19 protein-coding genes and 1 pseudogene are annotated in these 20,711 nt (G+C 59.0%); 18 read left to right on the top strand and 2 right to left on the bottom strand.

Annotation, left to right across the window (positions count from 1 at the left end):
* Positions 1-51: 51 nt before the first annotated feature.
* Positions 52-1,326 (bottom strand): citrate synthase, encoded by a 1,275-nt coding sequence (gene gltA, locus ACSQ17_RS00575; protein ID WP_436067142.1) that lies wholly within the window; start codon positions 1,324-1,326, stop codon positions 52-54.
* 363 nt (positions 1,327-1,689) lie between these two features.
* On the opposite strand from gltA, the gene sdhC reads away from it, so the two are divergent.
* The 15 genes and pseudogenes from sdhC to ACSQ17_RS00500 all read left to right on the top strand — a co-directional run bounded on the left by sdhC (position 1,690) and on the right by ACSQ17_RS00500 (position 17,924).
* Positions 1,690-2,064: a succinate dehydrogenase, cytochrome b556 subunit gene (gene sdhC / locus ACSQ17_RS00570; protein WP_090253269.1), complete on the top strand. Its 375-nt coding sequence runs from the start codon at positions 1,690-1,692 to the stop codon at positions 2,062-2,064.
* The gene (gene sdhD, locus ACSQ17_RS00565) at positions 2,058-2,426 is read left to right on the top strand and encodes a succinate dehydrogenase, hydrophobic membrane anchor protein (RefSeq protein WP_436067141.1); all 369 of its coding nucleotides are present in this window, start codon (positions 2,058-2,060) and stop codon (positions 2,424-2,426) included. The genes sdhC and sdhD overlap by 7 nt, the downstream gene beginning before the upstream one ends.
* A gap of 3 nt (positions 2,427-2,429) precedes the next feature.
* Entirely contained in the window at positions 2,430-4,202 is a 1,773-nt protein-coding gene (gene sdhA, locus ACSQ17_RS00560; protein ID WP_108488313.1) for a succinate dehydrogenase flavoprotein subunit, read from the top strand.
* Positions 4,203-4,213: 11 nt separating this feature from the next.
* Positions 4,214-4,921 carry a succinate dehydrogenase iron-sulfur subunit gene (locus tag ACSQ17_RS00555; RefSeq protein WP_108488312.1) on the top strand — a complete coding sequence of 236 codons (708 nt, stop codon included), beginning with the start codon at positions 4,214-4,216 and terminating at the stop codon, positions 4,919-4,921.
* Between the two features lie 249 nt (positions 4,922-5,170).
* Positions 5,171-8,002: a 2-oxoglutarate dehydrogenase E1 component gene (locus ACSQ17_RS00550; protein ID WP_436067140.1), complete on the top strand. Its 2,832-nt coding sequence runs from the start codon at positions 5,171-5,173 to the stop codon at positions 8,000-8,002.
* Between the two features lie 69 nt (positions 8,003-8,071).
* Positions 8,072-9,295 carry a 2-oxoglutarate dehydrogenase complex dihydrolipoyllysine-residue succinyltransferase gene (odhB, locus tag ACSQ17_RS00545; RefSeq protein WP_257778502.1) on the top strand — a complete coding sequence of 408 codons (1,224 nt, stop codon included), beginning with the start codon at positions 8,072-8,074 and terminating at the stop codon, positions 9,293-9,295.
* Positions 9,296-9,361: 66 nt separating this feature from the next.
* A complete protein-coding gene (gene lpdA / locus ACSQ17_RS00540; RefSeq protein ID WP_436067139.1) occupies positions 9,362-10,798 on the top strand; it encodes a dihydrolipoyl dehydrogenase in 1,437 nt (478 codons plus the stop codon).
* A 210-nt stretch (positions 10,799-11,008) separates the two neighbouring features.
* On the top strand, positions 11,009-12,175 hold the full coding sequence (gene sucC, locus ACSQ17_RS00535; RefSeq protein ID WP_108488308.1) for an ADP-forming succinate--CoA ligase subunit beta: 1,167 nt from the start codon (positions 11,009-11,011) through the stop codon (positions 12,173-12,175).
* Positions 12,175-13,062, top strand: coding sequence for a succinate--CoA ligase subunit alpha (gene sucD, locus ACSQ17_RS00530; RefSeq protein WP_233684806.1), 888 nt, complete (start codon positions 12,175-12,177; stop codon positions 13,060-13,062). Before sucC ends, sucD begins: the two co-directional genes overlap by 1 nt.
* A 183-nt stretch (positions 13,063-13,245) precedes the next feature.
* The gene (locus ACSQ17_RS00525) at positions 13,246-13,539 is read left to right on the top strand and encodes a Tar ligand binding domain-containing protein (RefSeq protein WP_436067138.1); all 294 of its coding nucleotides are present in this window, start codon (positions 13,246-13,248) and stop codon (positions 13,537-13,539) included.
* A gap of 240 nt (positions 13,540-13,779) precedes the next feature.
* A pseudogene (locus ACSQ17_RS00520) lies at positions 13,780-14,352 on the top strand (HAMP domain-containing protein); the annotation flags it as partial.
* Between the two features lie 141 nt (positions 14,353-14,493).
* Entirely contained in the window at positions 14,494-15,207 is a 714-nt protein-coding gene (locus ACSQ17_RS00515; protein WP_436070402.1) for a methyl-accepting chemotaxis protein, read from the top strand.
* A 177-nt stretch (positions 15,208-15,384) separates the two neighbouring features.
* Positions 15,385-16,698, top strand: coding sequence for a branched-chain amino acid transport system II carrier protein (gene brnQ / locus ACSQ17_RS00510; RefSeq protein WP_436067137.1), 1,314 nt, complete (start codon positions 15,385-15,387; stop codon positions 16,696-16,698).
* Between the two features lie 102 nt (positions 16,699-16,800).
* Positions 16,801-17,535, top strand: a complete 735-nt coding sequence (locus tag ACSQ17_RS00505) for a DUF599 domain-containing protein (protein ID WP_233684809.1) — start codon at positions 16,801-16,803, stop codon at positions 17,533-17,535.
* Positions 17,532-17,924, top strand: a complete 393-nt coding sequence (locus tag ACSQ17_RS00500) for an MAPEG family protein (protein ID WP_257778498.1) — start codon at positions 17,532-17,534, stop codon at positions 17,922-17,924. The genes ACSQ17_RS00505 and ACSQ17_RS00500 overlap by 4 nt, the downstream gene beginning before the upstream one ends.
* A gap of 60 nt (positions 17,925-17,984) precedes the next feature.
* Here ACSQ17_RS00500 and ACSQ17_RS00495 read toward each other — a convergent pair whose 3' ends face one another.
* Positions 17,985-18,275 carry a hypothetical protein gene (locus ACSQ17_RS00495; protein WP_436067136.1) on the bottom strand — a complete coding sequence of 97 codons (291 nt, stop codon included), beginning with the start codon at positions 18,273-18,275 and terminating at the stop codon, positions 17,985-17,987.
* 189 nt (positions 18,276-18,464) lie between these two features.
* Here ACSQ17_RS00495 and ACSQ17_RS00490 point away from each other — a divergent pair, with 189 nt between their 5' ends.
* From ACSQ17_RS00490 to ACSQ17_RS00480, 3 genes are read left to right on the top strand one after another with little or no spacing between them, the layout of a single operon-like run.
* Complete coding sequence (locus ACSQ17_RS00490) at positions 18,465-18,929, top strand: PaaI family thioesterase (protein WP_436067135.1); 465 nt, start codon at positions 18,465-18,467, stop codon at positions 18,927-18,929.
* Positions 18,926-19,372, top strand: a complete 447-nt coding sequence (locus tag ACSQ17_RS00485) for a PaaI family thioesterase (RefSeq protein WP_233684813.1) — start codon at positions 18,926-18,928, stop codon at positions 19,370-19,372. The genes ACSQ17_RS00490 and ACSQ17_RS00485 overlap by 4 nt, the downstream gene beginning before the upstream one ends.
* A gap of 44 nt (positions 19,373-19,416) precedes the next feature.
* Positions 19,417-20,682 (top strand): MFS transporter, encoded by a 1,266-nt coding sequence (locus tag ACSQ17_RS00480; RefSeq protein WP_436067134.1) that lies wholly within the window; start codon positions 19,417-19,419, stop codon positions 20,680-20,682.
* Positions 20,683-20,711 lie beyond the last annotated feature (29 nt).

Raw genomic sequence — 20,711 nt, 5'->3', positions numbered from 1 at the left:
GAAGCAAAAAAGGCTGCCCGAGGGCAGCCTTTTTTATGCAGCATCGCTAAATTACTTGTTCAGATCACGCTGCGGGTAGCCAGTGTACAGCTGGCGCGGGCGGCCAATCTTGTACGGGCTGGAGAGCATTTCTTTCCAGTGCGAGATCCAGCCGACGGTGCGCGCCAGGGCGAAGATCACGGTGAACATGCTGGTCGGAATGCCGATGGCCTTGAGGATGATGCCCGAATAGAAGTCGACGTTCGGGTACAGGTTGCGCTCCTTGAAGTACGGATCGGTCAGGGCGATCTCTTCCAGGCGCATGGCCAGTTGCAATTGCGGGTCGTTGGTGATGCCCAGTTCCTTCAACACTTCGTCGCAGGTCTGTTTCATCACGGTGGCACGCGGGTCGCGGTTCTTGTAAACGCGGTGACCGAAGCCCATCAGCTTGAACGGATCGTTCTTGTCTTTGGCTTTGGCGATGAACTTGTCGATGTTTTCCACGCTGCCGATTTCGTCGAGCATGGTCAGCACCGCTTCGTTCGCACCACCGTGTGCCGGGCCCCAGAGGGCGGCAATGCCGGCCGCGATACAGGCAAACGGGTTGGCACCCGAAGAGCCGGCCAGGCGTACGGTGGAGGTGGAGGCGTTCTGCTCATGGTCGGCGTGCAGGATAAAGATCTTATCCATGGCCTTGGCCAATACCGGGCTGATCGGTTTGATCTCGCACGGGGTGTTGAACATCATGTGCAGGAAGTTTTCCGCGTAGTTCAGGTCGTTACGCGGGTACATCATCGGCTGACCCATGGAGTACTTGTAGGTCATGGCGGCGATGGTTGGCATCTTGGCGATCAGGCGCATGGCCGATACTTCGCGGTGATGCGGGTTATTGATGTCCAGCGAGTCGTGGTAGAAGGCCGACAGGGCGCCGACTACACCACACATGATAGCCATCGGGTGAGCGTCACGGCGGAAGCCGTTGAAGAAGGTCTTCAGTTGCTCGTGAACCATAGTGTGGTTCTTGATGGTGCTGACAAACTTGGCTTTTTCTTCTGCATTGGGCAGTTCGCCGTTCAGCAGCAGGTAGCAGGTTTCCAGGTAGTCGGACTGTTCTGCCAGCTGTTCAATGGGGTAGCCGCGGTGCAACAGGATGCCTTGGTCGCCGTCGATATAGGTGATCTTCGACTCGCACGAGGCGGTGGACATAAAGCCAGGATCAAAAGTGAAACGGCCCGTGGCGGTTAAGCCCCGCACGTCAATTACATCGGGACCAACGGTGCCGGTTAAAATGGGCAGCTCGACGGGGGCTGCGCCCTCGATGATCAACTGCGCTTTTTTGTCAGCCATGTGTGGCCTCCTAGTTATGCTTGAAATCATCTGACAGCCCCCCACGCAGGGCCCGCACCACTATAGTGGGATAAATTTGAATGTCAATTTGCGAAAACCCAGATGGCAGAAGGGTTTGCGGGTTGTTTTCGGGCTGGAAAAGCGGCTCTTTACGCCATTTATTGATGCTGTGCAATGCGCTTTTAGGTAGGGGGCTTTGCGTTGTCATTAGTAACCTAACTGTCTATACTCTGCGCCCAACTACCAAGGGCTTTACGCCCGTATTCTGGTAGTTGCCACTCCTTGGGTGATGGGTACCTGACCAGTGCACTTCCCGACAACTTTGCCCTGATAGTTAGGGGCTCTCAGTGTGATAAAAAAGCCGTGAATAGCCAAAGACCTGTAAACCTAGACCTTAGGACTATCAAACTCCCGATCACTGCTTACACGTCCATTCTTCACCGTATCTCCGGTGTCATCCTCTTTGTCGGCATCGCCATTCTGCTGTATGGCCTCGACAAGTCGCTGGCGTCCGAAGAGGGCTTTGCCCAGGTGCAGGAATGCCTGACCAGCCCGCTGGCCAAGTTCGTGATTTGGGGTCTGCTGTCCGCTCTGCTGTACCACCTGGTGGCCGGTGTTCGCCACTTGATCATGGACATGGGCATCGGTGAGACGCTGGAAGGCGGCAAGCTGGGCTCGAAAATCGTTCTCGTCGTCTCGACGATCGTGATCGTGCTGCTGGGGGTGTGGATATGGTAACCAACGTCACGAACTTCTCGCGTTCGGGTCTTTATGACTGGATGGCGCAGCGTGTGTCTGCTGTTGTCCTCGCGGCTTATGTGCTGTTTCTGCTTGGCTTTATTGTGTGCAACCCGGGTCTGGGTTACGCCGAATGGCAGGCGCTGTTCTCCAATAACGCAATGCGCATTTTCAGCCTGTTGACCCTGGTGGCGCTCAGCGTTCACGCCTGGGTTGGTATGTGGACGATTTCCACTGACTACCTGACGCACATGGCGCTGGGTAAGTGGGCGACTGTCGTGCGTTTTCTGTTCCAGGCCGCGTGTGGCGTTGTCATGTTCGCGTTCTTCGTCTGGGGCGTGCAGATTTTTTGGGGTAACTGATCCATGACAAGCATTCGCACTCTTTCTTATGACGCCATCATTGTTGGCGGCGGCGGCGCGGGTATGCGCGCTGCACTGCAGTTGGCTCAGGGTGGTCACAAAACCGCAGTGGTGACCAAGGTCTTCCCGACCCGTTCGCATACTGTATCTGCTCAGGGTGGTATCACCTGCGCCATCGCCTCGGCTGATCCGAATGACGATTGGCGCTGGCACATGTACGACACCGTCAAGGGCTCCGACTATATCGGTGACCAAGACGCGATCGAATACATGTGCTCCGTCGGCCCAGAAGCTGTATTCGAACTGGAGCACATGGGGCTGCCGTTCTCCCGTACCGAACAGGGTCGTATCTATCAGCGTCCGTTCGGCGGTCAGTCCAAAGGCCCGAACAACCCGACTCAGGCTGCGCGTACCTGTGCTGCTGCTGACCGTACCGGTCACGCACTGCTGCACACCCTGTATCAGGCCAACCTGAAAGCGGGCACCTCGTTCCTCAACGAGTGGTACGCCGTGGATCTGGTGAAGAACCAGGACGGCGCCATCGTCGGTGTTATCGCCATCTGCATCGAAACCGGTGAAACCGTTTATATCCGTTCCAAGGCCGTGGTTCTGGCCACTGGCGGTGCTGGCCGTATCTACGCTTCCACCACCAACGCCCTGATCAACACCGGTGACGGCGTTGGCATGGCCCTGCGTGCTGGCGTGCCGGTTCAGGACATCGAAATGTGGCAGTTCCACCCGACCGGTATTGCCGGCGCCGGTGTACTGGTGACCGAAGGCTGCCGTGGTGAAGGTGGTTACTTGATCAACGCCCACGGCGAGCGTTTCATGGAGCGCTACGCGCCGAACGCCAAAGACCTGGCCGGTCGCGACGTGGTTGCCCGTTCGATGGTTAAGGAAGTCATCGCCGGCAACGGCTGTGGCCCGGACAAGGACCACGTGCTGCTGAAACTCGACCACCTTGGCGAAGACGTGCTGCATAGTCGTCTGCCAGGCATCTGCGAACTGTCGAAAACCTTTGCTCACGTTGACCCGGTTGTTGCTCCGGTGCCAGTGATTCCGACCTGCCACTACATGATGGGCGGCGTGCCGACCAACATCCACGGTCAGGCCATCACTCAGGATGCCAACGGCAACGACAAGATCATCGAAGGCCTGTTCGCTGTAGGCGAAGTGGCATGCGTATCGGTACACGGTGCCAACCGTCTGGGCGGCAACTCGCTGCTTGACCTGGTGGTATTTGGTCGCGCTGCTGGCCTGCACCTGGAAAAAGCGCTGAAAGAAGGCGTGGAAGTCCGTGGTGCCAGCGAAACCGACATCGAGCTGTCGCTCAAGCGGCTGGCCGGTGTCAATGAACGCACCAGCGGCGAAGATGTCGCCCCGCTGCGTAAAGAACTGCAACAGTGCATGCAAAACTACTTCGGTGTGTTCCGCACCGGCGAGTACATGCAAAAGGGTATTACCCAACTGGCCGACCTGCGTGAGCGGATCGCGAGCGTCAAGATCGCGGACAAGAGCCAGGCATTCAACACTGCGCGTATCGAAGCATTGGAACTGCAAAACCTTCTCGAAGTGGCAGAAGCCACTGCGATCGCCGCCGAGGTTCGTAAAGAATCTCGTGGTGCTCACGCTCGTGAAGACTTCGAAGAACGTGACGACGAAAACTGGCTGTGCCACTCCCTGTACTTCCCAGGTGAGAAGCGCGTGAGCAAGCGTTCGGTCAACTTCTCGCCGAAGACAGTTCCAGCGTTTGAACCCAAGGTCCGGACTTATTAAGGGTGCCTGATATGTTGCAAGTCAGTGTATATCGCTACAACCCGGAGAAAGATGCTGCTCCGTTCATGCAGGATTTCCAGGTCGACACCGGTGGCAAGGACATCATGGTTCTTGACGTCCTGGCGCTGATCAAGGAACAGGACGAGGGTTTCTCCTACCGTCGCTCCTGCCGTGAAGGCGTTTGCGGTTCCGACGGCATGAACATCAACGGTAAGAATGGCCTGGCCTGTATCACTCCGCTGTCCGCAGCGGGGCTGAAAGGCGGCAAGCTGGTGATTCGCCCGCTGCCTGGTCTGCCGGTCATTCGTGACCTGGCTGTCGATATGAGCATCTTCTACAAGCAATACGAAAAGGTGCAGCCATTCCTGCAGAACGATACGCCGGCTCCGGCCATCGAACGTCTGCAAACGCCGGAAGAGCGCGAGAAACTGGACGGTCTGTACGAGTGCATTCTGTGCGCGTGCTGCTCCACCAGCTGCCCGTCGTTCTGGTGGAACCCCGACAAGTTCCTCGGTCCGGCTGCATTGCTGCAGGCTTATCGTTTCCTGGCGGACAGCCGTGATACCAAGACCGAAGAGCGTCTGGCATCGCTGGATGATCCGTTCAGTGTGTTCCGTTGCCGCGGCATCATGAACTGCGTGAACGTGTGCCCGAAAGGTCTGAACCCGACCAAGGCAATCGGTCACGTACGCAACATGCTGCTGCAGAGCGGTACCTGATTCACAGTTGTTTGCTAGACCTGTAACACCTGCGGCGCTGGCTTCAAACCCCGCGCCGTAGTTATAGCCAGGGCTGCTGCTCACAAAGCGGTGGTGCCTAAATTGAAAAATATGACGACCAGCAGGGGCATCCGGGCTGGTGCCCGGACTATCTGCGGGATCCGTAGTGGCTTACCAGTCGCTGCTTCAGGACTGGCAAATCATGCGGTTTCTACGCCGGTGGTGTCCCCTTACCGAGGGTGACCAAGCATGCAAGAAAGCGTGATGCAGCGCATGTGGGACAGTGCCCACCTATCCGGTGGTAACGCTGCCTATGTGGAAGAGCTCTATGAGCTTTACCTGCACGATCCCAACGCTGTGCCAGAAGAGTGGCGCACTTACTTCCAGAAGTTGCCGACTGACGGCAGCGCCGCCACAGACGTATCGCACTCAACGATTCGCGATCATTTCGTCCTGCTCGCAAAAAACCAGCGCCGCGCCCAACCGGTGTCTGCTGGTAGCGTGAGCAGTGAGCACGAGAAGAAGCAGGTCGAAGTGCTGCGCCTGATTCAGGCCTATCGCATGCGTGGCCATCAGGCTGCCCAGCTCGATCCGCTTGGCCTCTGGCAGCGTCCGGTTCCGGCTGATCTGGCGATCAATCACTACGGCCTGACCGATGCCGACCTGGACACCACTTTCCGTACCGGTGGTCTGTTCATTGGCAAGGAAGAGGCTACTCTGCGCGAAATTCGCGATGCGTTGCAGCAGACATATTGCCGCACCATCGGTGCCGAGTTCACCCATATTGTCGATTCCGAGCAGCGCAGCTGGTTCCAGCAGCGTCTGGAAAGTGTGCGCGGTCGTCCACAATTCTCCGTCGACGTCCAAAGCCACCTGCTTGAGCGTCTGACGGCTGCCGAAGGCCTGGAAAAATACCTGGGCACCAAATACCCGGGCACCAAGCGCTTTGGTCTGGAAGGCGGCGAGAGCCTGATTCCGCTGCTCGATGAAGTAATTCAGCGTTCCGGCTCCTACGGCACCAAGGAAATCGTCATCGGCATGGCCCACCGTGGCCGTCTGAACGTACTGGTCAACACCTTCGGCAAAAACCCGCGTGACCTGTTCGACGAGTTTGAAGGCAAGAAGACCGAAGGCCTGTCCTCCGGCGACGTGAAATACCACCAGGGCTTCTCGTCCAACGTGATGACTGCCGGCGGTGAAGTGCACTTGGCCATGGCATTCAACCCCTCCCACCTGGAGATCGTTTCTCCGGTGGTCGAAGGTTCCGTGCGCGCGCGTCAGGACCGTCGCAGCGATGCCAGCGGCGAGAAAGTGCTGCCGGTTTCCCTGCATGGTGATGCGGCATTCGCCGGTCAGGGTGTGGTCATGGAAACCTTCCAGATGTCGCAGACCCGTGGCTTCAAGACGGGCGGCACCATCCACATCGTGATCAACAACCAGGTCGGCTTCACCATCAGCAACCCGCTGGACTCGCGCTCCACCGAGTACTGCACCGATGTGGCGAAGATGATTCAGGCGCCGATCCTACACGTCAATGGCGATGACCCGGAAGCCGTGCTGTTTGTGACTCAACTGGCCGTCGATTACCGCATGCAATACAAGCGCGACGTGGTTATTGACCTGGTCTGCTACCGCCGTCGTGGCCACAACGAGGCCGACGAGCCGAACGGCACCCAGCCGATCATGTATCAGCAGATCACCAAGCAGCGCACCACCCGTGAGCTGTATGCCGATGCCCTGATCGCCGCGGCACGTCAGTCGAATGACGACGTGCAGAGCAAGATCGACGAATACCGCACTGCCCTGGATAACGGCCAGCATGTGGTCAAGAGCCTGGTCAAAGAGCCGAACAAAGAGCTGTTCGTTGACTGGCGTCCGTACCTGGGCCACGCCTGGACCGCGCGTCACGACACCCGCTTCGAGCTCAAGACCCTGCAGGAACTGTCCAACAAGCTGTTGGAAATCCCGGAAGGCTTCGTGGTTCAGCGTCAGGTAGCGAAGATTCTCGAAGACCGTCAGAAAATGGGCGCAGGTGCCTTGCCGATCAACTGGGGCTACGCCGAAACCATGGCCTACGCAACCCTGTTGTTTGAAGGCCACCCGATCCGTATGACCGGCCAGGACATCGGCCGTGGCACCTTCTCGCACCGCCATGCGGTGTTGCACAACCAGAAGGATGCCAGTGCTTACGTGGCGTTGAAGAACCTCTACGAAGGTCAGCCAAAGTTCGAGCTGTATGACTCCTTCCTCTCGGAAGAAGCGGTACTGGCCTTCGAATACGGCTATTCGACCACTGTGCCGAATGCCCTGGTGATCTGGGAAGCGCAGTTTGGCGACTTCGCCAACGGTGCCCAGGTGGTGTTCGACCAGTTCATCTCCAGTGGCGAGCACAAGTGGGGCCGTCTGTGCGGCCTGACCATGCTGCTGCCGCACGGTTATGAAGGGCAGGGGCCTGAGCACAGCTCGGCGCGTCTGGAGCGTTACCTGCAACTGTGCGCCGAGCACAACATGCAGGTGGCGGTACCGACCACGCCGGCACAGATCTACCACTTGCTGCGCCGCCAAGTGATTCGCCCGCTGCGCAAGCCATTGGTCGTATTGACGCCGAAGTCGCTGCTGCGCCACAAATTGGCCATCTCGACCCTGGAAGATCTGGCCGAAGGCTCGTTCCAGACCGTGATCCCGGAATTGGATGCAATCGATCCGAAGAAAGTCGAGCGCCTGGTGCTGTGCAGCGGCAAGGTCTACTACGACCTGCTGGAGAAGCGCCGCAACGAAGGTCGCGAAGACATCGCCATCGTGCGTATCGAACAGCTCTATCCGTTCCCGGAAGAGGACCTGGCCGAGGCAATCGCCCCGTACAAGAACCTCAAACACATCGTCTGGTGTCAGGAAGAGCCGATGAACCAGGGCGCCTGGTACTGCAGTCAGCATCACATGCGTCGCGTGGCGACAGCGCACAAGAAAGCGCTGTTCCTCGAGTACGCCGGTCGTGATGCCTCTGCCGCACCGGCCTGTGGTTATGCATCGATGCACGCCGAACAGCAGGAAAAACTCCTGCAAGACGCCTTTACTGTTTAACGCCTTCGCGCAACAGGCGGCCAACTGGGCCGCCTGCTAGAAGAAACCGAATTTAAGGAACCACACATAATGGCTATCGAGATCAAAGCCCCTACTTTCCCGGAATCGGTTGCCGATGGCACCGTGGCCACCTGGCACAAGAAACCGGGCGATGCGGTCAAGCGCGACGAACTGATCGTCGACATCGAAACCGACAAAGTAGTGATCGAAGTGCTGGCCGAGGCCGACGGCGTCCTCGCGCAAATCATCAAGAATGAAGGCGACACCGTTCTGTCCAACGAACTGCTGGGCACCCTGGGTGAGGGCGGTGCTGCTGCGCCAGCACCGGCTGCTCAGGCTGCTGCCGCACCGGCTCAGGCCGCTGCACCAGCTGCTGCGGGCGATGACCAGATCCTGTCCCCAGCTGCACGCAAGATTGCCGAAGAAAACGGCATCGACCCGAACAGCATTGCCGGCACCGGCAAAGGCGGCCGTGTGACCAAGGAAGACGTGGTAGCGGCCGTTGAAGCGAAGAAAAACGCACCTGCTGCTGCGCCGGCTGCCAAGCCTGCTGCTCCAGCTGCTGCCGCTCCGGTCTTCGCGACTGGCGACCGCACCGAGAAACGTGTGCCGATGACTCGTCTGCGCGCCAAGATCGCCGAGCGCCTGGTCGAGGCTCAGTCCTCCATGGCCATGCTGACCACCTTCAACGAAGTCGACATGACCGAAGTCATGGCCCTGCGTTCGAAGTACAAGGACCTGTTCGAGAAGTCCCATAACGGCGTGCGCCTGGGCTTTATGTCGTTCTTCGTCAAAGCCGCTACCGAGGCGCTGAAGCGCTTCCCGGCGGTCAACGCTTCGATCGACGGCAACGACATCGTTTACCACGGCTACGCCGACATCGGTGTAGCGGTGTCCAGCGACCGTGGCCTGGTGGTTCCGGTGCTGCGTAATGCTGAGCTGATGAGCCTGGCTGAAATCGAAAGCGGCATCGCCACCTTTGGCAAAAAAGCCAAAGACGGCAAGCTTTCGATCGAAGAAATGACCGGTGGCACCTTCACCATCACTAACGGTGGCACCTTCGGTTCGATGATGTCGACGCCGATCGTCAACCCGCCGCAAGCCGCGATCCTGGGGATGCACAACATCATCCAGCGCCCGATGGCGGTGAATGGTCAGGTGGTTATCCGCCCGATGATGTACCTGGCGTTGTCCTACGACCACCGCCTGATTGATGGTAAGGAAGCCGTGACCTTCCTGGTGACCATCAAGAACTTGCTGGAAGACCCGGCGCGTCTGCTGCTGGACATCTAAAAGCCAGTTTCTCCCACGGCGGCTCTGTCACCAGGGCCGTCCGGTTTATTCGAGAAGGAATACGTTATGACCCAGAAATTCGACGTGGTAGTCATCGGTGCCGGCCCTGGTGGCTATGTAGCGGCCATCAAAGCAGCGCAGCTTGGTCTGAAAACTGCCTGCATCGAGAAGTACCAGGATAAAGAGGGCAAAGTCGCCCTCGGTGGTACTTGCCTGAACGTCGGCTGCATTCCGTCCAAGGCGCTGCTCGACAGCTCCTGGAAATACCACGAAGCGCATGAAGGCTTTGCCATTCACGGTATCGAAGCCAAAAGCGTGACCATCGACGTACCGGCCATGGTCGGTCGCAAGAACACCATCGTGAAGAACCTCACCGGCGGCGTTGCGACCCTGTTCAAGGCCAATGGTGTGACTCTGCTCGAAGGCCACGGCAAGCTGCTGGCGAACAAGCAGGTTGAAGTCACTGGCTCCGATGGCAAGACCCAGATCGTTGAGGCGGGTAACGTAATCCTCGCTTCCGGCTCCAAGCCGATCGACATTCCGCCTGCTCCGGTTGATCAGGACGTGATCGTCGACTCCACTGGCGCCCTGGAATTCCAGAGCGTGCCGAAGAAGCTGGGCGTGATCGGTGCAGGCGTAATCGGTCTGGAACTGGGTTCGGTGTGGGCGCGTCTGGGGGCGGAAGTGACCGTGCTGGAAGCCCTGGACAAATTCCTGCCGGCTGCCGATGAGCAGATCGCCAAGGAAGCCCTGAAAACCCTGACCAAGCAGGGCTTGAAAATCCGTCTGGGCGCTCGCGTGACCGGTTCGGAAGTCAAGAAGAAGCAGGTTACCGTCAACTTCACCGACGCCGAAGGCGAGCAGAAGATCGTCTTTGACAAGCTGATCGTGGCTGTTGGCCGTCGTCCAGTCACTACCGATCTGCTGGCTACCGACAGCGGCGTGACCTTGGATGAACGTGGTTTCATCTTCGTCAACGATCAGTGCGAAACCAGCGTGCCGGGCGTATACGCCATCGGTGACGTGGTGCGTGGTGCCATGCTGGCCCACAAGGCCTCGGAAGAGGGCGTGATGGTTGCCGAGCGTATCGCCGGCCACAAAGCGCAGATGAACTACGACCTGATCCCGTCGGTTATCTACACCCACCCGGAAATCGCATGGGTTGGCAAAACCGAGCAGCAACTGAAGGCTGAAGGCGTTGCCGTCAACGTCGGAACCTTCCCGTTCGCAGCCAGCGGCCGTGCCATGGCGGCCAACGATACTGGTGGTCTGGTCAAGGTGATCGCCGATGCCAACACTGACCGCGTATTGGGCGTACACGTGATCGGCCCAAGCGCTGCCGAACTGGTGCAGCAGGGTGCAATCGGTATGGAGTTCGGCACCAGCGCCGAGGATCTGGGAATGATGGTGTTCTCCCATCCGACGCTGTCTGAAGCCCTGCACGAAGCGGCATTGGCTGTAAACGGCGGTGCGATTCATATCGCCAACCGCAAAAAGCGTTAAGACGTTGTTGGTCTGAGTGGTTGCCTGCGGCGGCGTTGTGTACCGACGCAGGTGCAGCTCAGGCAGAAAGAACCACGGCAGATGGCCCGCGTACAGCTCAGGTTGCTGCGCGGAATATCAGCCGGATTGCTCCAGAAGCAGTCACAGGTGGTGCGGCATCATAAGTGCAGCACCGTATGCGCAATACCTAAACGAAGACGGTAGACAAGCATGAATCTCCACGAGTATCAGGGTAAGCAGCTGTTCGCTGAATACGGCCTGCCCGTATCCAAGGGCTTCGCGGTAGACACCCCGGAAGAAGCCGCAGCAGCCTGCGAAAAAATCGGTGGCACCGAGTGGGTCGTCAAGGCTCAGGTCCACGCTGGTGGCCGCGGTAAAGCGGGCGGCGTGAAGCTGGTCAAGAGCAAAGAAGACGCCAAGGCGTTCGCCGCCAACTGGCTGGGCAAGCGTCTGGTGACTTACCAGACCGATGCCAATGGTCAGCCGGTCAGCAAGATCCTGGTTGAATCGTGCACCGACATCGCCAAGGAACTGTACCTGGGCGCGGTAGTTGACCGTTCCAGCCGTCGCATCGTGTTCATGGCGTCCACCGAAGGTGGCGTGGACATCGAGAAAGTGGCACACGACACCCCTGAGAAAATCCTCAAGGCGACCATTGATCCGCTGGTCGGCGCTCAGCCGTTCCAGGGCCGTGAGCTGGCGTTCCAGCTGGGCCTGCAAGGCGATCAGATCAAGCAATTCACTCAGATCTTCGTGGGTCTGGCCAAGCTGTTCCAGGACTATGACCTGGCTCTGCTGGAAGTGAACCCGCTGGTGATCAAGGCTGACGGCAACCTGCACTGCCTGGACGCCAAGATCAACATCGACAGCAACGCCATGTACCGTCAGCCGAAGCTGCGTGCCATGCACGACCCGTCTCAGGACGACCCACGTGAAGCTCACGCTGCCAAGTTCGAGCTGAACTACGTTGCCCTGGAAGGCAACATCGGTTGCATGGTCAACGGTGCTGGCCTGGCCATGGGCACCATGGACATCGTCAACCTGCACGGCGGCAAGCCAGCCAACTTCCTCGACGTAGGTGGCGGTGCAACCAAAGAGCGCGTAACCGAAGCCTTCAAGATCATCCTGTCCGACAGCAACGTGGCTGCCGTACTGGTGAACATCTTCGGCGGTATCGTTCGTTGCGACATGATTGCCGAAGGCATCATCGGCGCTGTGAAAGAAGTCGGCGTGAAAATCCCGGTTGTCGTCCGTCTGGAAGGCAACAACGCTGAGCTGGGCGCTAAAGTCCTGGCAGAAAGCGGCCTGAACATCATCGCGGCAACCAGCCTGACCGACGCTGCTCAGCAAGTCGTCAAAGCTGCGGAGGGCAAATAATGAGCGTCCTGATCAATAAAGACACCAAAGTTATCTGCCAAGGCTTCACCGGCTCGCAGGGTACTTTCCACTCCGAACAAGCCATCGCTTACGGCACCCAGATGGTTGGCGGCGTGACCCCAGGTAAAGGCGGCACCACTCACCTCAACCTGCCGGTATTCAACACCGTCAAGGAAGCTGTGGAAGCCACTGGCGCCACTGCCTCGGTGATCTACGTTCCGGCTCCGTTCTGCAAGGACTCGATCCTGGAAGCAGCATTCGGCGGCATCAAGCTGATCGTCTGCATCACCGAAGGCATCGCGACCATCGACATGCTGGAAGCCAAGGTCAAGTGCGACGAGCTGGGCGTAGTCCTGATCGGCCCGAACTGCCCAGGCGTGATCACTCCGGGCGAGTGCAAGATCGGCATCATGCCAGGTCACATCCACCTGCCAGGCAAAGTAGGCATCGTGTCGCGTTCCGGCACCCTGACTTACGAAGCCGTCAAGCAGACCACTGACGCCGGTTTCGGTCAGTCCACCTGCGTCGGCATCGGCGGTGACCCGATCCCAGGCTCCAACTTCATCGACATCCTGAAGCTGTTCCAGGAAGACCCGAAGACCGAAGCGATCGTCATGATCGGCGAGATCGGCGGTTCGGCTGAAGAAGAAGCGGCTGCTTTCATCAAGGCCAACGTGACCAAGCCTGTCGTGTCCTATATCGCTGGTGTAACCGCTCCGGCGGGCAAGCGTATGGGCCACGCTGGCGCCATCATCTCCGGTGGCAAGGGCACTGCAGACGAGAAGTTCGCAGCCCTGCAAGACGCTGGTGTGAAAACCGTGCGCTCTCTGGCTGACATCGGCAAGGCCCTGGCCGAGCTGACCGGTTGGGAAGTCAAAAACGCCTAAGCGTTGCTGACTGCTCATGAAAGGCCACCTTCGGGTGGCCTTTTTGTTTTCGGCAAGCATAAAGTGGCATGCAGCAGGTCTGCTTCTTGCTGGGCAATTGGCTGAGAAAAGTCTCAAGAATGCGGCGGCTGCAGTCGATAAGGCAGCAAATGCCTACTTAATCGCTACCAGAGGGAGTTTTCTATGCGCTGGTTTGCCGATCTGCGGATTGCCTACAAAATTGCCATCGTGCCGGTGGTGCTCTGCGTACTGTTGATTATTCTCGGGGTGGTTTCCTCACTGTCGCTGCGCAATATCGCCGACCGGGCTGAGGTGGTTACCCGTGATCTGGGGCCGAGTATCGAGCGGGTCGCTCATGTCAGTGACAACATGGCGCGACTGCAGTTGTCCGTCAGCCAGTATGCGCGCAGCGGTGAGCCAGGCGCCGAATCGCTGATTGCCGAACTGGACCGCAGCCTGGGTGCAGCCTTGCAGTAGGCTGAAAGCCGACTGAATGATGCCGAGCAGCAGCGTCTGCTGGCGTCTATCCAACAGTTGCATGTGCAGTACAGCGGGCTGTTTCGTGAGCGCCTGGTGCCGTTGAGTCAGCAGCGCCAGGCGTTGATCAGTGGCGAGTTGAGCGAGCACGGGCCGGCGATTGAACAGGCGCTGTCGGCGGTGCTGACCAATGCGCAGCAGAGTTTCAACCTCGATGCGGTGTTCTATGCCAGTGCGGCGATGCGTCATCTGTTGCTGGGTAGCCAGTATCTCTATCAGTTTCTGCAGGAAAATCAGGACGCTCAGGTCACCGCCTTCACCCGTGAGCTGGACAACGCGCAAAGCATGATTGGGGTCTTGCGTGACCGCAGCAGCAGTGAACGCTTAATTGCGCAGCTGACCCAGGCGCTGGAGAGTCTGGAGCGTTACAAGGCTGCGGCTGCCAAGGTGGTTGAGCTGGTCAAGCAGCGTAATGAAACCCTGGCGCAGATGGATCGCATCGATCCGCAGATCGCCGATCTGGCCAGTCGTCTGCAGCAACGCCTGATGGCTGGCATGCAGGAAGCTGCCAAGGCAACTGACAGCACCGTGCTGCAGGTCAATCAGTTGCTCTGGGGGCTGCTGGTTGCTGCGCTGGTTTTTGGTGCATTGCTGGCCTACGGCGTAGGGCATGCCCTGGTGCGTGGCCTGAGGCAGATCAACCTGATGCTGCAAGACATGGCCGAAGGTGAGGGTGATCTGACCAAGCGTTTGCCAATTCGCGGGCAGGACGATCTCGGCCAATTGGCCAGCAGCTTCAACACCTTTGTCGAAAAGATCCGACAGACCGTTACCGAGGTGGCGCAGGCCACTCATACCCTGGAGCAGGCCGGGGAGAACCTGCAGCAGTCCGCACAGCGTGCGCATCAGGATGTCGAGCAGCAGCGTGATGAGAGCACACAGATTGCCTCCGCCATGACCCAGATGGCTGCCAGTGCACAGGAGATGGCCAGCAGTGCAGGGCAGGGCCAGCAGCTGTCGCGTGATACCCGCGAGGCTGCCCATGATGGCTTGCGCTGCGTCGAGAGCAACCGTCAGGCCATGCAGAGCCTGACCGAGAAGTTCGCTCGGCTGTCCGATGTAATCGAGAGCCTGAGTACTGAAAGCGAACGTATCGGCTCGGTGCTGGCGGTGATCGGTTCGATTGCCGAGCAGACCAATCTGCTCGCGCTCAACGCCGCGATTGAGGCGGCGCGGGCCGGTGATCAAGGCCGTGGTTTTGCAGTGGTGGCCGATGAGGTGCGTAGCCTGGCGCAGCGTACCCAGACCTCGACCGAGGAAATCCAGGAGATCATCCAGACCCTGCAACGACGCAGTCAGGCGTCTATCACGGTGATGGGCGAAAGCCGTCAGGCGGTGACCCTGGCCCATGACAGCGCCGAGCAGACCAGCGATTCGTTGCAGCGCATCACCCAGGCCGTGGGCGCCATTGACCAGAACATCCAGCTGCTGGTGGCGGCTGCTGCCGAGCAGGCCAAGGTGGCGGAAGATGTGGGGGCGGGCGTGGTGCGTGCCAATCAGATCAGCGAAAACACCTATGCCACGGTCGAGCAGACCCGCGCAGCGGCGCAGAGCATTCGTGAGCTGGAGCAGCAGTTGAGCCGGCTGATTGAGCACTTCCAGGTGTAAGGGGCGGTGCAGGCTTTGCCGAAGTTATAGAAATGCGACATGCACGCCCTGTGGTTCGACGCCTCGACCAGCATGGGTCGTCGGGCACGGCGCATTGCATTAAGGTGCGCGACTTTCCTGATCAATGAGTTGGGAAACACCACACCTTTCTGATTTTTTGCGTCGGTGCTGCTCTCGATGAAAGTGTTACAGCGGTCGGATATTCTGGCTCTCGGCTTTATGACCTTTGCGCTGTTTCTCGGCGCAGGCAACATCATCTTTCCACCCAGCGCTGGTATGGCCGCCGGTGAGCATATCGGCTTGGCCGCCCTAGGTTTTCTGCTGACCGGCGTTGGCTTGCCGCTGCTCACTGTCGTGGCTCTGGCCCGGGTTGGCGGCGGTTTACCTACCTTGACTGCTCCGATTGGTCGGGTTGCTGGAAGCGTGCTGGCGGTGGCGGTGTACCTGACCATCGGCCCGCTGTTTGCAACCCCACGAACCGCTGTCGCCTCGTTTGAAGTGGGCATTGTTCCGTTTACCGGCGATAGCAAGCTGGCCTTGTTTATCTACACCAGTGCCTATTTCGCCGCTGCGCTGTTTCTCGCGTTCAATCCTGGGCAACTGGTGGACCGGGTCGGCAAGCTGATCACGCCGGTGCTGATTGCTGCGCTACTGACCCTGGGCGCCGCAGCCTTGTTTGTGCCGGCCGGTTCTATTGGCGTGGCCAGCGGGGCCTATCGCGATGAGCCCCTGGTGCAGGGCTTTCTGCAGGGTTACCTGACCATGGATGCATTGGGCGCGCTGATATTCGGCATCGTCATCGCGACCGCCATCCGTGATCGTGGCATCGCTGATTCGCGGCTTGTTACGCGCTATTCGATTATCGCCGGACTCATCGCGGCGACGGGCTTGTCGCTGGTTTACCTGTCGTTGTTCTATCTCGGTGCCACCAGTAATGAACTGGCCAGTGGCGCGCAGAATGGTGGACAGATTCTCACCGCCTATGTTCAGCATACGTTCGGCGACTCGGGGATTTTGTTGCTGGCAATGGTCATGGTACTGGCCTGCCTGACCACCGGGGTTGGCTTGCTGACCGCCTGCGGTGAGTTTTTCAGCGAGCTGCTGAAGGTGCCTTACCGCGCAGTGGTTGTAGTGCTGACGGTGTTCAGTCTGATTGTTTCCAACCAGGGCTTGACCCAACTGATCAGTGTTTCCATTCCAGTTCTGGTTGGCTTGTATCCGCTGGCCATTGTGCTGGTTGTTCTGAGCTTGCTGGATCGGTTGTGGCTGTCGCCATCGCGGGTATTTGTTCCTGCCATGGCCGTGACGCTGGTTTTCGGGCTGGCCGATGGCCTGGCTGCTGCCGGGCTTACCGAGGTGGTGCCGGAGCTGTTCAGCCAATTGCCGCTGGCCGGGCAGAGCCTCGGTTGGCTGGTTCCTGTATTGCTCACGGTGTTGCTGGCTACAGCGTTGGATCGCGCATTGGGGCGTCCGCTTCCAGCAACGGCCTGAGGTTTTTTACTGTATTGAAGGCCACCGCATGCGGTGGCCTTTTTGTTGGCCAGCTGAAAGCCTGGCCTGTCTATAATCGGCGCAGGTTAACAAGGAGCCTCCATGCCGATCAGCGACTACTACCTGCCTCATCTGCTTGCCGTCCTCTGGTTCGTGATCTGCTGGGTCGGCTACACCCGCTACGCCCAGGTCAAAGGCCGCACGACCCCTTGCCTGGCCAGCGTGCTGCATCTTTATCGTGAGGACTGGATGCGGCGCATGCTGTTGCGCGACAACCGCATCGCCGATGCCAATGTGATCGGCAATCTGGAGCGCAACGCTTCGTTCTTTGCCTCCAGCACGCTGATCATCCTCGCCGGTATCCTTACGGTACTCGGCGCTTCTGATCGAGCCGTGTCACTGTTGGCCGATTTGCCTTTTGTCCAGGCGGCCAGTCGTGGGCTGTCTGAGGTCAAGCTGCTGAGCCTGGGGGTGGTGTTTGTCTACGCCTTCTTTACCTTCAGCTGGTGCATGCGCCAGTACAACTTTGCCGCTGTGCTGGTAGGCTCGGCACCGATGATCGGTGAACGGCATGTTACCGAGCAGGAACGTAAGGCTTTTGCCGAGCGCACTGCGCGGGTCATTTCGATGGCCGCTCACCAGTTCAACCAGGGCTTGCGTGCCTATTACTTTGGCATGGCGACCCTGGCCTGGTTTATCAACCCCTGGTTCTTCATGCTGGTGACCGCCGGTGTGGTTCTGGTGCTGTATCACCGCGAGTTTCACTCAGATGTGCTGGAGGTCATGGTCTATACCCAGACACCGGCATTTGATCCGCCCAAGGAGAAAAGCGAATGAGTCTGCCGTTCTGGTGCATCTTTATCAGTGCCATCCTGATCTTTGTCGCCAAGGCCCCGGTGGCCAGGGCCATGGCAAAGGAGGGCGGTGGCCGCTACGACAATCACCACCCACGCGCTCAGCAGGCCCGCTTGAGCGGTTTCGGCGCGCGCGCCCTGGCTGCGCACATGAACAGTTTTGAGGCTTTCCCACTGTTTGCCGTGGGCGTGCTGATGGCCCATGTGACCAACAACCACGGTGTGCTGGTTGACGTGCTGGCGGTGACCTTCGTGGTGGCGCGGGTGCTGTACCTGGTTTTCTACTGGGCCGACCTACATTGGCAGCGCAGCCTGGTCTGGGTGGTCGGGCTGCTGTGCAGCCTGCTGCTGATGCTCACTCCGGCACTTTGAGTGCACGCATAAACAAACAGGCCCGCATTACGCGGGCCTGTTTGCTTTCAGTTGAACGGCTTATTGGCCTTCAACGGCGTCCTTGATTTCATCGCCGGCATCTTTGATGACGTCAGCGGCATCATCGGCAGCGTCTTCAATCTTCTCGCCAGTGGTCGGCTCATTGCCGGTCACTTCATCGACTTTCTGCTCAATGGCTTCGCCGGTTTTCTCAACGGCATCACCCATGGATTCGACGGCTTCAGATGCGGACTCCTTGGCTGACTCTACTTTGTCTTCCGGGGTTTTCTCGCAAGCTGCCAGGCCGAGCATGGCGGCGAGAAGCAGGGCATAGGTGAATGGCTTTTGCACGGTTAATACTCCTTGTATGTGATGATCGATGTCTGGTTCCCCAGGCATAGCCATTAAACAGCGTTATTTCGCCGAAGTTCCCTGACCTTTACCGGGTTGTTCCGTGATTCGCTGTGCGGCCGAGGTGAAGCCTATGCCGCCAAGGGGTATCATGCACGCCCTTTGTACAGTTGTTGCGGGACTGAAATCATGAGCGATTCCCCCATTCTTGAGCGGGCGCAGCGTTTTTTATCGGTGCTGCGTCATTGCCAGGTGCTGGGCATGGGCGTACACAGCGCAGACCCGCAGGGGCTGATCCTGCGTTTGCCCTACAGCCCGCAAATTGTTGGCAACCCGGACACAGGGGTAATCCATGGTGGCGCCATTACCACGTTGATGGACACCACCTGCGGCATCTCCACCGTCTGCGTGTTACCGGAATTCGAGATCTGCCCGACCCTGGATCTGCGCATCGATTACATGCGCCCGGCCGAGCCGAACAAGGATGTATTCGGTTTCGCCGAATGCTATCGGGTGACCGAGAACATCATTTTCACCCGTGGCTATGCCTATCAGGACAACCCCGACGAGCCGATTGCCCATGTGGTGGGTGCCTTTATGCGCATGGGTAAACCGGCCGATCTGCAACGCACTGCCAAGGGGGCTGGCCAATGAGCACGCTGAACCTCAACCAGCTGGTGCGTGAAGCCCACGAACAGAATAACTACGACAAACTGATCAGCCTGATTCCCTATGCCAAGCTGCTTGGCATCGAGTGCCTGCGCCTGGGTGATGACATGGTGTTTCGTCTGCCCGCCAACCAGGACTGCATTGGCAACCCGACCCTGCCAGCGCTGCATGGCGGGGTGATTGCCGGGTTTATGGAACACTCGGCGATGCTTCACTTGTTGATGTTCATGGGTATTCCACATTTGCCGAAAATCATCGACTTCTCGATAGATTACCTGCGCGCTGGCCATTATCGTGACACCTTCGTGCAGTGCCAGGTCTGGCGGCAGGGGCGCCGTGTGGCCAACGTGGCCATTACTGCCTGGCAGACCAACCAGACCGAGCCGATTGCCACAGCACGGGCGCACTTCAAGGTGGATGAGCCCTGAGTGCGGCACTGACCTCTCGCTGAACCCTCACTAAGGAATACTGAATGGATGCGCTGCTGATTCTGGGTGGCTTGCTGCTGATTCTTGCCGGCCTGGTCTGGCTGGTGATGCGAGCCTTTGCCACCAGCCTGTTGTGGGGCTGGGCCAGTTTGCTGCCGCCGTTCACCTTGCTGTATGCCTTGCGTCATTGGCGCTCGGCCCGCCCGGCTCTGGCGTTGTCGGGGTTGGGGATCATTCCCCTAGTGGTTGGCCTGACCCTGCTGGCCAGCCATGATGTGCAGCGCCTGGAGGCCATCCTCAGCCTGCAATGGCTCAAGCCGCAAACGCCGGTGCCGGCCGAACTGGCCATCAGTCTGCGCGGTGAGTTGCACGGTCGGCCCTTTATGCCGCAACAGGCCGAACTGATCGACGGTGTATTGAGCCTGCGCGAAGGGCAGGATTTCTTTGCCCAGAGTGAGTTGATAATCCGTCTGCCCAAGGCTGAAAAAGGCCCGGTGCGCGTCGATGTGTTGCCGGCCGATGAAGGCATCCTGCCGGAGGTGGAAATCAGCTGGTTGTTGCCCGAGCAGGAACTGCCCGAAGCGCGGCGCCTGAGCCGTGGCTACACCCTGCATCTGGATTTGCAGCCGTTAGCGCCGAACAAGCTGGTGGGCGATTTCCATCTGGTACTGCCGCCGCAGTTCAAAACCACCCTCAGCGGCAAGCTGGAGTTGTTCAGCAACGGTTTGCGCTACCGCGATGGCAAGATTGACCGGCAGTTCGACTCAACCGACACCTTGGCCCATGTGATTGAGGACTACCTTGAACGCCGCTTTGCCACGCGCCAGGTGCAGTTGCAACCGTTGGGGGGGCTGAGTTTTCCGCAGCCGCGTTTTGAGCTGAACGTGCAGGCGCGAATCAATGGTGAGCTGCAGCAGCTGCCGATCCTGCTGCAGAAACAGGATAAGCGTGGCTGGCAGGTGGCCGGTGACAGTTTTGCGCCCTTGGCCACTCGCGACGTCGTGGTTGCCAAGCCGGCGGCCGTCAGCGAGGCAGCCAGTGTTGTCGCCGCTCCTGCATCGGAGCGAGTCAGCCGGCCCCTGGATCGCCGTGTGCGTTTCAGCCTGGAAGGCCTGCTGCGTAGCCCCAATCGCTATGAGAACCTCAGCATGCGTGCCGCCACCGAGCGCGGCAACACTGCCGAAGGACGTTTTCAGGGGATCGACCAGCAGGGACGGATCATCCTGCGCCAGCGCATGAACGCTCAGGGTGAGGTGACCTATACCTTGCAGCCAGAAGAAATAACCCGCATTGAGCTGCTTGAACCTTAGGCCTTGAAATTCCACACGTTGCCCCCATC

It is taken from the genome of Pseudomonas sp. LjRoot71, assembly GCF_964253255.1.
In the GTDB taxonomy this organism is placed as follows: domain Bacteria; phylum Pseudomonadota; class Gammaproteobacteria; order Pseudomonadales; family Pseudomonadaceae; genus Aquipseudomonas.
The sequence above is the reverse complement of the archived record's forward strand: the minus strand, read 5'-3'. Positions and strand labels throughout refer to the sequence as shown.

Bases quoted from the DNA above. Each gene is read 5' to 3' on its own strand.
- gltA (WP_436067142.1), bottom strand. From the start codon at position 1,326: ATGGCTGACAAAAAAGCGCAGTTGATCATCGAGGGCGCAGCCCCCGTC.
- sdhD (WP_436067141.1), top strand. From the start codon at position 2,058: ATGGTAACCAACGTCACGAACTTCTCGCGTTCGGGTCTTTATGACTGG.
- sdhA (WP_108488313.1), top strand. From the start codon at position 2,430: ATGACAAGCATTCGCACTCTTTCTTATGACGCCATCATTGTTGGCGGC.
- ACSQ17_RS00555 (WP_108488312.1), top strand. From the start codon at position 4,214: ATGTTGCAAGTCAGTGTATATCGCTACAACCCGGAGAAAGATGCTGCT.
- ACSQ17_RS00550 (WP_436067140.1), top strand. From the start codon at position 5,171: ATGCAAGAAAGCGTGATGCAGCGCATGTGGGACAGTGCCCACCTATCC.
- odhB (WP_257778502.1), top strand. From the start codon at position 8,072: ATGGCTATCGAGATCAAAGCCCCTACTTTCCCGGAATCGGTTGCCGAT.
- lpdA (WP_436067139.1), top strand. From the start codon at position 9,362: ATGACCCAGAAATTCGACGTGGTAGTCATCGGTGCCGGCCCTGGTGGC.
- sucC (WP_108488308.1), top strand. From the start codon at position 11,009: ATGAATCTCCACGAGTATCAGGGTAAGCAGCTGTTCGCTGAATACGGC.
- sucD (WP_233684806.1), top strand. From the start codon at position 12,175: ATGAGCGTCCTGATCAATAAAGACACCAAAGTTATCTGCCAAGGCTTC.
- ACSQ17_RS00525 (WP_436067138.1), top strand. From the start codon at position 13,246: ATGCGCTGGTTTGCCGATCTGCGGATTGCCTACAAAATTGCCATCGTG.
- ACSQ17_RS00515 (WP_436070402.1), top strand. From the start codon at position 14,494: ATGACCCAGATGGCTGCCAGTGCACAGGAGATGGCCAGCAGTGCAGGG.
- brnQ (WP_436067137.1), top strand. From the start codon at position 15,385: ATGAAAGTGTTACAGCGGTCGGATATTCTGGCTCTCGGCTTTATGACC.
- ACSQ17_RS00505 (WP_233684809.1), top strand. From the start codon at position 16,801: ATGCCGATCAGCGACTACTACCTGCCTCATCTGCTTGCCGTCCTCTGG.
- ACSQ17_RS00500 (WP_257778498.1), top strand. From the start codon at position 17,532: ATGAGTCTGCCGTTCTGGTGCATCTTTATCAGTGCCATCCTGATCTTT.
- ACSQ17_RS00490 (WP_436067135.1), top strand. From the start codon at position 18,465: ATGAGCGATTCCCCCATTCTTGAGCGGGCGCAGCGTTTTTTATCGGTG.
- ACSQ17_RS00485 (WP_233684813.1), top strand. From the start codon at position 18,926: ATGAGCACGCTGAACCTCAACCAGCTGGTGCGTGAAGCCCACGAACAG.
- ACSQ17_RS00480 (WP_436067134.1), top strand. From the start codon at position 19,417: ATGGATGCGCTGCTGATTCTGGGTGGCTTGCTGCTGATTCTTGCCGGC.